The sequence below is a fragment of the Bifidobacterium sp. MSTE12 genome (assembly GCF_000513015.1).
GTDB lineage: Bacteria > Actinomycetota > Actinomycetes > Actinomycetales > Bifidobacteriaceae > Bifidobacterium > Bifidobacterium dentium.
In genome coordinates, this window is record NZ_AZYA01000034.1 from 1 (window position 1) to 11747 (window position 11747).

Sequence of the window (11747 nt, forward strand, 5' to 3'; positions counted from 1 at the left end):
ACGTTGCGCCGATGGGCCCCTCGGCTTATCTGTCGCATTGCTTCGCTAGGATTGGTTTCGTTTGTGTGTAAGTACGGAATTCAAGTACCGATAACCATGCACGTACCGAACGGTTACGCAAGAGAACGGCAATACTAAGAGAGGTTTCGATGGCGGTTCGCGGCGATATTCGAAATGTAGCGATTGTGGCACACGTCGATCATGGCAAGACCACCCTGGTCAACGGCATGCTGGCGCAATCCCATGTGTTCAACGAGCGTGAGGAAGTCCCGGATCGCGTGATGGACTCCAACGATCTGGAACGCGAGAAGGGCATCACCATCCTCGCCAAGAACACCGCCGTGCAGTACACCGGTCCGCTGGCCGCCAAGTACGGTCATCCGGAAGGCATCACCCTCAACATCATCGACACCCCCGGCCACGCCGATTTCGGCGGCGAGGTCGAACGCGGCATCTCCATGGTCGACGGCGTCGTGCTGCTCGTCGATGCTTCCGAAGGCCCGCTGCCGCAGACCCGTTTCGTGCTGCGCAAGGCCCTTGAAGCCAAGCTGCCGGTCATCCTGTGCGTGAACAAGACCGATCGTCCGGACGCCCGTATCGAAGAGGTCGTCGGCGAGGCATCCGATCTGCTGTTGGGTCTGGCACAGGACGTCATCGAGGAGGGCATCGATCTTGACGAGGACTCCCTGTTCGACCTGCCGGTAATCTACTGCGCGGCCAAGGCCGGATACGCATCCGAGAATCAGCCGGAGAACGGCGGTCTGCCGGATAACGACAATCTCGAGCCGCTGTTCGAGGCCATCATCAAGAACATTCCGGCCCCGGAATACGACGAAGGTGCACCGCTCCAGGCCCATGTGGCCAACATCGACTCCTCCGACTTCCTCGGACGACTCGGCCTGGTCCGCATCTACAACGGCACCCTGGAGAAGGGCAAGACCTACGGCCTGTCCCGTGTGGACGGCTCCATCGAGAACTTCCGCGTCTCCGAACTGCTGCGCACGCAGGGCCTGGAGCGCACCCCCGTCGATTCCGCAGGCCCCGGTGACATCGTCGCAGTGGCCGGCGTGAACGACATCATGATCGGCGAGACCATCGTCGACCCGAGCGACCCGCGTCCGCTGCCGCTCATCCACGTCGACGATCCGGCCATCTCCATGACCTTCGGCATCAACGATTCGCCATTGGCCGGCACGGAAGGCAAGGATCACAAGCTCACCGCCCGCATGATCAAGGACCGCCTGGACCGTGAACTCATCGGCAACGTGTCCATCAAGGTGCTGCCGACCGAGCGTCCGGACGCCTGGGAGGTCCAGGGCCGTGGCGAACTCGCCTTGGCTGTGCTCGCCGAGCAGATGCGCCGCGAAGGCTACGAGCTGACCGTCGGCCGTCCGCAGGTGGTCACCAAGACCGTTGACGGCGTGATCAACGAGCCGATGGAAAACACCACCATCGACGTACCGGAAGAGTACATGGGCACCGTCACCCAGCTCATGGCCGATCGCAAGGGCCGTATGGACAACATGACCAACCACGGCACCGGCTGGGTGCGTTTGCAGTTCACCGTTCCCTCCCGTGGCCTGATCGGTTTCCGTACCGCACTACTGTCCGCCACGCGCGGCACCGGCATCGCAGCCTCCATCTCCGCAGGCTACGCCCCGTGGGCCGGCCAGATCGTAACCCGTCAGAACGGTTCCATGGTCTGTGACCGTAAGGGCGTCGCCACCCCATACGCCATGCAGCGCCTGCAGGCTCGCGGCAACTTCTTCGTCGAGCCGCAGTCCCCGGTGTACGAGGGCCAGGTCGTCGGCGTGAACAATAAGCCGGATGAGCTGGATGTGAACATCACGCTGGCCAAGCACATGACCAACATGCGTTCCGCTACCGCCGACGTGCTGGAGACCCTGACCCCGCCGATCAAGATGAGCCTTGAGGAGTCCCTGGACTTCGCCAACGAGGATGAGTGCGTGGAAGTCACCCCGGAGTCCATCCGAATCCGCAAGATCATCCTCAGCCGTGAGGACTGGTACAAGTGGCGCGCCAAGCAGCGTCGTCAGAACAATCAGCAGGGCAAGTAGTCGCTGATCGAGCAGAGGAGAGATGCGCATGTGCGTGCATCTCTCCTTTTCCTTTTCCGGCGAGCTGGCGGCACACGGTGTGATGAAATCATAAGGAACGAGGAGAATAGTGGTGAGCATGACTCAAGACAACGATCGCAGGCTGCTGCCATGGTCGTATCGGCAACCGATGCCGGTGAGGCTTCTCATCGACGTGCTTTCCGGCGCGGCAATCGGTGCCGTCGGCACGATGGCACATCGTATGGGGGCATCGATGAACATCCCATATGGCCTGGCATTGGCCTTTCTCATCGTAATCCTTTCCACCTGGTGCGCCCGCTCACGCGACGGCGTCGTCGGGCTTGCCCTGCATCTCATCAGCTCGTCACTGGTGGTATGGACGGTCATGGCGGGATACGGTCCGGGCGGCGACGCTTTGATTCCGGTCGGTTTCGGCAGTGACGCGAATATGCCGTTCTTCAGCGACCATGCCGGCTACTTCTGGCTGTATGGCATCGTGCTGATCCCATGCATCATGTTGCTCCTGCCAAAGCGCTGGTTCGTCGTGCAGCCTCGGACCGATACGGACGCCCAGCCGATGGAATAGGGGCTGCGCTACGGGCCACCACTACGGTAAGGTGCAAGGAAGCATGAAGGAGGAACGGGAAGATATGAATGCGCGGAAGTTGTTCTATCTCGGGCCCCAAGGCACATTCACGCATCAGGCGGCGGTCAGTGCGGCCGGATTGTTGCGGCCGGTCGTGCCCGAAGGATTCGATCTCATTGCCTGCGATGATGTGCCGCAGATCATGCAGGCCGCGCAGAACGGCGAAGGTTGGGGCGTCATCGCATGGGAGAACAACGTCGAGGGGTATGTCGTGCCGAACCTTGACGCCCTGATCGACGCGCAGGACCTGGTCGGCTTCGCCCGTGTCGGCGTCAACGTCGAGTTTGACGCCTATACACTGCCCGACATCGGACTGGAGGATGCCTACGTCGCCACGGCCCACTCGCATGGCCTTGCGCAATGCAGAAAATTCATCGCCGAGCATCATCTTGACGCGGTGACGGCATCATCCAACGCAGCCGCCTGTCGCGACCTCAAGCCGGGTGAGGTCGCATTCGGACCGAGCATCTGTGGCGATCTGTACGACATCAAACGCGTCGGCAGTGCGGTACAGGACTATCAGGGCGCACGCACCGAGTTTCTTGTGCTGGCCCGACGTGAGGAAGTCGCCGATCTGCTGGAACAGCCGAAAACCCAGGACGATGTGGACTATGAATCGGTATTGACGCTCATCCCGCTGGTTACCGGCCCGGGTGTACTCGCCGATCTGCTGGATGTGTTCCGCGATGCAGGACTCAATATGACCAGCTTCATCTCGCGTCCGATCAAAGGACATGATGGCACCTACAGCTTCATCGCCACGTTCGACGCGGCCCCATGGGAACGGCGGTTCCGTGACGCGCTCGTGGAAATCGCCGAGCACGGAGACTGGGCCAAGACCTTGGCCGTCTATCCTCGTAGGGAACGGCCGAGCCCGCCGGTGGCCAGCTGGATGCTGCCGCAGGGTGGAGTGCGTCTTGACGATAGGCATCTGCCTGAGGATTGGCAGAACGACGGTATGGTAAGAAGGGAGCTGATGTGGTGAAGCAGCGTATCGCAATCGTGGGATTGGGCCTGATCGGAGGCTCTCTGGCACGCAGGCTCGTCAACGCAGGTTGCGAGGTGACGGCTTGGAATCACAATGATCGTCCGTATGCGACCGCCGAAGCGGACGGCATCACCTGCATGCCGACATTGGCCGCTCTGGCCGATGGCAGGCCCGATGTGCTGGTACTGTGCAATCCACTCAAGGCCATGCCGCAGATTCTCTCCGCTTTGAAGCCGCTGATCGACCAGAACGTGACGACGCTCACCGACGTCGGCAGCGTCAAAGGCATGGTGCGCGATCAGGTGAAGGCCGTCGGACTGGAGAACTGCTACGTCGGCGCGCATCCGATGGCCGGCAATGAACTGTCCGGTTGGGAATCCTCGGATCCCGCTTTATACGATGACGCGCTATGGGCCATCACCGTGGACGAACGCACTGAATACCGGCGGTTCCTGGCCGTCGCGACGATGATCACCGATGCCTGCGCCAATCGCCTGATCGTACTTGACGATGCCACGCATGACCGTTGCGCCGCGCTGATCTCGCATATGCCGCACGTCATCGCCACGGCCATGGTCAACGAACTCGTGGTCAATCCGAATCGTAATGTCGCGGCCGCGCTCGCTGCGGGATCCTGGCGTGACATGACCCGCGTGGCATTGACCGATCCGGACCGCACACGTGCCATGGTGGAGGAGGATGCGGCCAATGTGGAGCTATTGCTGCGTAATATGGCCAATCGTCTGACGCTGATGGCCAACGTATTGCATGGCGTTCAGCCCCAAGGCGCCGGTGCGTTGCAGACCGCCGCCACCCAGGAGAGCGACGCCAAGGAGATGGCACGTTTCTTCGAGCAAGGTCAACCGTTCCGTGATTACAAGACGGCCATACGGCAGCCTGATTTCATGGAACGATGCGAGACGGTTTCGCTTGCGATCCCTGCGGAAGGCTGGCAACAGATGCTGCTGGAATCCGCCCGCAGGGGAGAACACATCATCCGGTTCACGGATGATCACGCGGTTGACGTCCAAATCCGTTCCGCTGTGTGAGTCTCGCCGAGGAAGCGCACACAGCGAACGTCACGATTGCGATCGGGTCATGGAACGTTCGGGAATCGGTTTGATCGTGACGATTGCGTCGGCGGGAATGCTGACACGGTGTGCGGGACGTGAGCCATTGGCGGCCGCGTCCCGCATCAGCTCCAGCGTCCGTCCGTCCCAGGAGCGCACATGGCCGACAAAATCACGGAACTTCATACGTTGGTCGGCCGGATCCACGCCTTCGTACGTGCGCACCACAATGCGTGCGCCGGCAGGAATCTCATGTGGAATCGGCATATTGTCCCCTTCGTTGCACCGTTTATCGACAGTCTAGACCTATTCGCTGGCCACGGCGTCAAGAACGGGTTGCCTGAGTGCGCGGGAGGCCGGCGAGATACTGGATATCAGACCGACTACGATCGACAGCACGAGGAAGATCAGCAACTGCGTCCACGGAACCGCAAGCGTCTCCAATCCCTTGGAGGCGTAGACGGCGCGGATCACCACACCGGCCGAGACACCGACCACCAAGCCCATCACCGTGCCGAATACGGAGATGATGGCAGCTTCGATGCCGAGCATGCCGCGCACCTGTCCGCGTGATGTGCCGATGGCCCGTAGCAGGCCGATCTCCTTGGTACGTTCCGATACGCTCAACGCCAACGTGTTCACGATGCCGAAGATCGCGATGATAATCGACAATGCCAGCAGTGCGTACAGGATCATGAGCACCTGGTCGATCATCGTGCTCATCGTCGACTTGTATTCGTCATGATCGAACACCGAAATCGTGTAGTACTTCTTCACGGCGTTCTTGATGTTCCGCTTCACCGCAGCGGTATCGGTGCCGGACTTGGCATTGACGTACAGAGACATGGGGAACATGGTCTGCTTGTTGCCGATCTGCTCGGCGACGTCATCGTTGAACATCACATTGTCGCGATACACGGAGTTCGACACGATCGCACCGATTCTGATCGTCTTTTCCGTGGTCTCCTTCTTCGTCTTGATCAAGGTTTGCGGATCGACGTTCTGCGCGTCGGCGGTATACCGTTGGATCTCGTCCGCCTTGGCCTGCGCTCCCGCCACATCGCCGGATGCGGCCATCTGCTGCGCTTCGTTCTGCAACTCCTGCACATGTGCCTGAACCTGGGCCTGATAATCGGCTTGGGCCTGTTCGGTGGCCTCTTGGTCGACCACCGTATTCTCGGCGGATACCTTGACCCGGTCTCCCACATGCCAGCCCCGGTCTTCGGCCACGTCTTTGCCGACCAGCAGTTCACCCTTCTTCATCGCCTTGACGGCGTCGCCCTCGGTGGTTTCCGCGGCGAACACGTCGGTGAACAAGTGCGTTTGCGTGGCGAATGTCACGCTACCGATGGATCGGCCGTCATACTTGACGCCGAGCATGAGACGGTTCGTGGTGACCGTCTTGACGCCGTCGGTGTTCTTGATGTCGGATATGGCCTGATCTGGCAACCGTCCGAAGGACGCGGAGATCACGGCGAAATCCGCTTTGAAACCGTTGTCCACCAAGGAATTGACCGAGGCCTTCGCCGACGAGGCCACCACGCCGAGGCAGCTGACGATTGCGACGCCTACGAACAATGCGGCGGCGGTATTCGACGTGCGTCTCTTGGAACGGGAGATGTTGCGCGTCGCGAGCCGGCCGGTGACGGTGAAGATCTTCGACGGCAACCATCCCAATAGGTTGCCGGCGGGGGAGACGAAGGCCGGTCCGGCCATGATGACACCGACCACGGCCAATGCCGCGCCGACGCCGAGCGGCCAGCCGATGGCGATATGGTTTACCACGTCCCATGGCGTCGGCCCGTTGCCGTCCGCGACGGCCATGGCGCAGGCGAACGCCCAGCTGGCGAAACCGAGCACCACCATAATCGTGCCGACGATGCCTCGCATGCGTACCGGTTTTTCCGGATTCACCGTCTCGTTCATCGCTTGGATGGGCGGGGCAAGCGCGGCATTGCGTGCCGGCAATGCCGCGCCGATCAACGTGACCAGCACACCCACGATCAGGCCGATTACCATGTCGGAGATGGACGGATCGGTGGCTCCGGTCAATGGCAGTCCCATATTCGCCAGTCCCATGACGATCAGTCGTACCATGCCCCAACCGAGCGCGATGCCTGTGCCCGAACCGACCAGACCGAGCACCACGGCCTGCACGATCACCGTGGAGAAGACCTGTGCGGGTGAGGCGCCGATGGATCGTAGCAGCGCATATCCGCGCATCGACTCACGTACGATCATCGAGAAGGTGTTCGCGATGATGAACGAACCGACGAACAGCGCGATGACGGCGAAGATGAGGATCAGCGGCTGGATGAAGCCGAGTGAATCCTGCGTGGCCTTGGTGGTATCGTCGCGATATTCGTCTCCGGTGACGGCGTGTGCCTTGGAATTCTTGGGCAGCGCCTTGTTGATGCGGTCCGCCAGCTGCTGTTGCTCGGATGCGTTCAACGGAGTGGTCGTACTGCCGTAGACGCAGATCTGCGCGGTTTTGTCGGCATCGTCCGATTGTTTGTCGGATTGTTCCTTGGCTACGCTTGGATCGACGCCGATGATGATGGCGCCCGCCTGGCTTGCGGAGGTCGAGAAGATACCGCTGACCGTCACGTCATGCGGGCCATCGGAGTAGACGATCTTCGTCTTGTCTCCCACTTTGAGACCGGATCGCTCCGCTGCGAAGGAATGCAGGGCGATTTCATCTGCGCCTTTCGGGTACGTGCCGGAAGTGAACTTGGCGGAGCGCCACGGAGTCGAAGCGCTGATGCCGAGTGCCATCGAGGGCGAGCCCATAGTGGTCACGGCGTCGCCGTGTTTGTCGACCAGCACCACGCCGGTGAGTGAGTAGGCCACGCGCGCCGATGTGACGCCCTTCACCTTGGCGATATCGTCGGCGAGGTCCACGTCGATGGCGTTGTAGCTTGCTATCGACGAACCCGATGCGAGCAGTGTCGAACTGCTCTTGGTCTGTTTGGCGCCTCGTACGTACACATCATGGTCGGCGTTGGTGGCCATCATCTGCGAGACCTGGTTGTTGAGCATCTCGCGGAAGCAGAACGAGCCGACCACGAAGCTTACGCCGAGCGCGATGGCCACGATTGACATGATGAAACGGCTGAAATGGCTTCTCGCATCACGCAAACCGATACGGATCATGACTGGGCGCCTTCCGTCGAAGTCGTGGTTTCGGCCTCGTCATCGTCCGCGAACACTTCGAGAATATCGGCATAGGTGGGGTGGCTCATGTCGCGGGTGATCTCACCATCCGCCAGCACCAGTACGCGGTCGGCGAAGGAGGCGGCACGCGGATCATGCGTGACCATTACGATGGACTGGCCGTAATCACGTACGGAATCACGGAGGAACCCGAGAACCTCCCGGCTGGAACGTGAATCCAGATTGCCGGTCGGCTCGTCCGCGAAGATCACCGAAGGGCGCGCCATCATTGCGCGAGCGCAGGCGACGCGTTGCTGCTGGCCGCCCGAAAGCTGACTCGGCCGATGGGTCAGTCGCTGTTCAAGACCGACCACCTTGACCACCTGGTTGAACCAATCGCGGTCGATGGGCCGTTTCGCGATCTGCAATGGCAGGAGGATGTTCTCTTCGGCAGACAGCGTCGGTACCAGATTGAAGGATTGGAAGATGAAGCCGATCTGTTCGCGGCGCAGATCGGTCAGTTGCTTTTGATTCATGGACGAGACTTCGAGACCTTCCACGACGACCCTGCCGGAAGTAGGGGAGTCGAGACCTGCCATGCAATGCATCAGGGTGGATTTGCCTGAGCCGGAAGGGCCCATGATCGCAGTCATCTCGCCGCGCATGAATTCCACATCCACATGGTTGAGCGCGGTGACCCGGTTGTCCTTGTCTCCGTAGCTCTTTGTCAGGTCGATGGCCCTTGCCACGATTCGTTCGTCAACTCCGTTGCCGGAATCGCCCTGCTGTCTGGTCCGTGCCGAGTGACGTGCCATGATACCGCCTGTCCACTGGAGAATATACCGAGTAAAGTCTATCGACAGATGGCCACATAATGGAAGAGCAGTCAGCGGAAAATTCGGGGAAAGAGGCCGGAATATGCGTTTCGCGGATACGATCGACGCCTTTGATGCATATCTGAAGGCCAACCGCGGATTGAGTGATAATACGCGCAAGGCGTACCGTGGCGATCTTGAGGAATGCATGACGCAGCTGGAGATATTGGGATGTGAGGATCTCAACGAAGTGACCATAGAGGATCTTCGCATGTGGATGTCGCAATCCTCGAAGCGGCATGCGAGAAGCAGCATGGCCCGTAAAACCGTTGCGGTGCGGGGCTTCTTCGCATGGACTCACGAACGCGGCGTGACGAACGCCAATCCGGCGGCCATGCTGATGACACCGAAGATTCCGGATACGCTACCTGCCGTACTCAGCGAATCACAGGCGGAGAAGCTGATGGACTGCGTCGACGAGCAGATGCCGAAATCGCGCACGAAGAGCGTCAGGAAACAGGCCGTCGGCCTACGTAATGCGGCAATGCTGGAAGTGCTGTACGCCACGGGCATCCGTGTCGCCGAACTGGTCGGACTTGACGTGCATGACGTGGCCTTTGACAACCGTACGATGAAGGTCACGGGCAAAGGCAACAAGCAGCGCGTGGTGCCGTTCGGCGTGCCGGCCGAGCAATCCATCCGACGCTGGCTTGAGGACGGACGCCCCCGTTTGGTCCGTGCACGGTCGGCGGATGCGCTCTTTCTTGGCGCGCAGGGCAATCGCATCGACCAGCGGGTGGTGAGACAGGTGGTGCATGAGTGCGCGCAACGGGCGGGCGTGCCGGACATCAGCCCGCATGCGTTACGTCACAGCGCGGCGACGCACCTGCTCGATGGGGGAGCGGATCTGAGGCAAGTGCAGGAACTGCTGGGACATTCCTCGCTCAAAACCACGCAGCGCTACACCCATGTCTCCATCGAACAGCTCAAGGCGAGATACGGGCAGGCGTTCCCCCGAGCCTGAACCGCCGATCGGTCCGCACGGTATACGCGTGCCGCGAAAACGGGCCATGACTCGCATTCCCGAGATGTATGAAAGAGCCTGTGGCCTTCGGCCCGCTTCCATGCATATGAATCGAGGGAATAATGAAACAACACAGGCTTGTGGCCTTTACGTCGGTACTGGCATTGCTGGCCGTACCGTTGGCTGGATGCGGCAGCTCCGGTTCGGACTCCCCATCGGCGGCGAACGTCATCACCGCCTTCAACGCCGAGCCGGCCAATCCGTTGATTCCGGGAGACACCAACGAGTCAGGAGGCGGTCGTCCGATCGACCTGTTGTTCGCCGGTCTGATTTCCTTCGACAACGACGGCAAGGCGCATAACGAAGTGGCCGAATCGATCACCGCGAATGACGATGCCTCCCAATACGACATCAAGCTCAAGTCCGGCTGGAAGTTCACCGACGGCACTCCGGTGACGGCCGAGTCCTTCACCAAGGCGTGGAGCTATACCGCCAACGCGAAGAACGCGCAACTGTGTTCGGGCTTCTTCGCCAACATCAAGGGCTATGACAAGCTACAGGATACCGCCAATCTCAATGGTGATGAGCAGCTCGAAGGGCTGAAGGTGATCAACGACCATGAATTCACCGTGGAACTGAACCAGCCTGATTCCGTATTCCCCATCAAAGTGGGGTATTGCGGGTTCTATCCGCTGCCGCAATCCTTCTACAAGGATCCGAAGGCCTTCGGCGAAAAGCCGGTAGGCGACGGTCCGTACAAGTTCGGCTCATGGATTCACGACCAGGAGCTGAGCGTCGTAAAGAACACGGCCTATCACGGCAATCGTGAGGCGAAGAACGACGGCGTGACCTTCCGCGTCTACACCGATCCCTCATCCGCCTACGCCGACGTGCAGGCAGGCAATCTCGACGTGCTCGATACCATTCCGTCCGCCGACGCCAAGATCTTCCAGACCGACTCGTCAGTCGAAGCGTATAACAAGGCCGGTTCCGTACTGCAGACCATAACCATTCCATCACAGCTCGAGCATTGGCAGACCTCCACCGAAGAGGGGCAGCTGCGTCGGAGGGCGCTGTCCATGGCCATCGACCGAAGCAACATCTGCAAGAAGGTGCTCAGCAATCTGGGCACCCCTGCCGACTCCTTCACCTCACCGAAGGTACCGGGATATTCAGGCACCATCGAAGGGCACGAATACCTTGAATACAACCCGACGAAGGCCAAGGAGTTGTGGAACCAGGCCGAAGCCATCTCCCATTATGACGGCAAGCTGCAGTTCTTCTATAATTCCGATGGTGGCGCGGGCCCGGTGTATGACGCCATCGTCAACTCCGTGAAGAACGTGCTCGGCATCGACGCGGCCACCAGCCCGATTCCCACCTTCCAGGAATTCCGCAATGATGTGACCGCCCGCAAACTCAGCGGAGCCATCCGCACCAGCTGGCAGCCGGACTATCCGTCTCCGCAGGATTATCTGGTGCCGTTGTACGATTCGTCCGCCGCGGATGGCAATGGCTCCAACGACGGCGACTACAAGAACGCCGAGTTCGACGAGCTATGCGCGCGTGCGGCTTCGACCGGCGATGAGGATACCGCGAACGATCTGTACCGGCAGGCACAGCGGATCCTGCTCAGTCAGTTGCCGTCGATTCCGTTGTATTACGGCGATGCGGCAGGTGTGGCATCGAAGGATGTGAAGAATTTCACCATGAACTGGCAGAACGTTCCCGCATATCAGGACATGACCAAACGCTGATTTCCGCAATGCTTCCGGTCTTGGCCTCACGAGACCGGCCGTGAGCGGCATTCACCCTTTCAATCCGTTTCTCCATGTCGTTTGCAGAGGTTATGCTGCGTTGTCCGTTAAGTAGGGAACAATGGTTCTCTACCGGTAAAAACGAGGTGTGCGCTGACGCCATGCATCAACGTCCACCTCGTTCTTACGCGAGGGCCGCAACGGTCCTCACATAAC

At 60.2% G+C, this 11747-nt stretch carries 9 protein-coding genes; 6 read left to right on the forward strand and 3 right to left on the reverse strand.

Going from position 1 to position 11747, the window contains the following annotated elements:
• Positions 1-149: 149 nt before the first annotated feature.
• The 4 genes from typA to HMPREF1494_RS06675 all read left to right on the forward strand — a co-directional run bounded on the left by typA (position 150) and on the right by HMPREF1494_RS06675 (position 4761).
• Entirely contained in the window at positions 150-2078 is a 1929-nt protein-coding gene (gene typA, locus HMPREF1494_RS06660; protein ID WP_003839500.1) for a translational GTPase TypA, read from the forward strand.
• 118 nt (positions 2079-2196) lie between these two features.
• Positions 2197-2664 (forward strand): alcohol dehydrogenase, encoded by a 468-nt coding sequence (locus HMPREF1494_RS06665; protein WP_042329993.1) that lies wholly within the window; start codon positions 2197-2199, stop codon positions 2662-2664.
• Positions 2665-2728: 64 nt separating this feature from the next.
• Positions 2729-3709, forward strand: coding sequence for a prephenate dehydratase (locus HMPREF1494_RS06670; protein WP_192917608.1), 981 nt, complete (start codon positions 2729-2731; stop codon positions 3707-3709).
• Positions 3706-4761, forward strand: coding sequence for a prephenate dehydrogenase (locus tag HMPREF1494_RS06675; RefSeq protein ID WP_171843691.1), 1056 nt, complete (start codon positions 3706-3708; stop codon positions 4759-4761). The genes HMPREF1494_RS06670 and HMPREF1494_RS06675 overlap by 4 nt, the downstream gene beginning before the upstream one ends.
• Positions 4762-4791: 30 nt before the next feature.
• Here the strand turns inward: HMPREF1494_RS06675 and HMPREF1494_RS06680 are convergent, their stop codons facing one another.
• Genes HMPREF1494_RS06680 through HMPREF1494_RS06690 form a run of 3 tightly spaced genes read right to left on the reverse strand, consistent with a single transcriptional unit; the run spans position 4792 to position 8750 of the window.
• Positions 4792-5049, reverse strand: coding sequence for a DUF6725 family protein (locus HMPREF1494_RS06680; protein ID WP_003839505.1), 258 nt, complete (start codon positions 5047-5049; stop codon positions 4792-4794).
• A 39-nt stretch (positions 5050-5088) separates the two neighbouring features.
• Positions 5089-7935 (reverse strand): ABC transporter permease, encoded by a 2847-nt coding sequence (locus tag HMPREF1494_RS06685; RefSeq protein WP_034521278.1) that lies wholly within the window; start codon positions 7933-7935, stop codon positions 5089-5091.
• Complete coding sequence (locus tag HMPREF1494_RS06690; protein ID WP_034521282.1) at positions 7932-8750, reverse strand: ABC transporter ATP-binding protein; 819 nt, start codon at positions 8748-8750, stop codon at positions 7932-7934. Before HMPREF1494_RS06690 ends, HMPREF1494_RS06685 begins: the two co-directional genes overlap by 4 nt.
• A 103-nt stretch (positions 8751-8853) precedes the next feature.
• Between HMPREF1494_RS06690 and HMPREF1494_RS06695 the strand changes: the two genes are divergently transcribed.
• Together HMPREF1494_RS06695 and HMPREF1494_RS06700 are read left to right on the forward strand one after the other, a co-directional pair.
• Complete coding sequence (locus tag HMPREF1494_RS06695; RefSeq protein ID WP_003839509.1) at positions 8854-9774, forward strand: tyrosine recombinase XerC; 921 nt, start codon at positions 8854-8856, stop codon at positions 9772-9774.
• Between the two features lie 122 nt (positions 9775-9896).
• The gene (locus HMPREF1494_RS06700; RefSeq protein ID WP_034521285.1) at positions 9897-11531 is read left to right on the forward strand and encodes a peptide ABC transporter substrate-binding protein; all 1635 of its coding nucleotides are present in this window, start codon (positions 9897-9899) and stop codon (positions 11529-11531) included.
• Positions 11532-11747 lie beyond the last annotated feature (216 nt).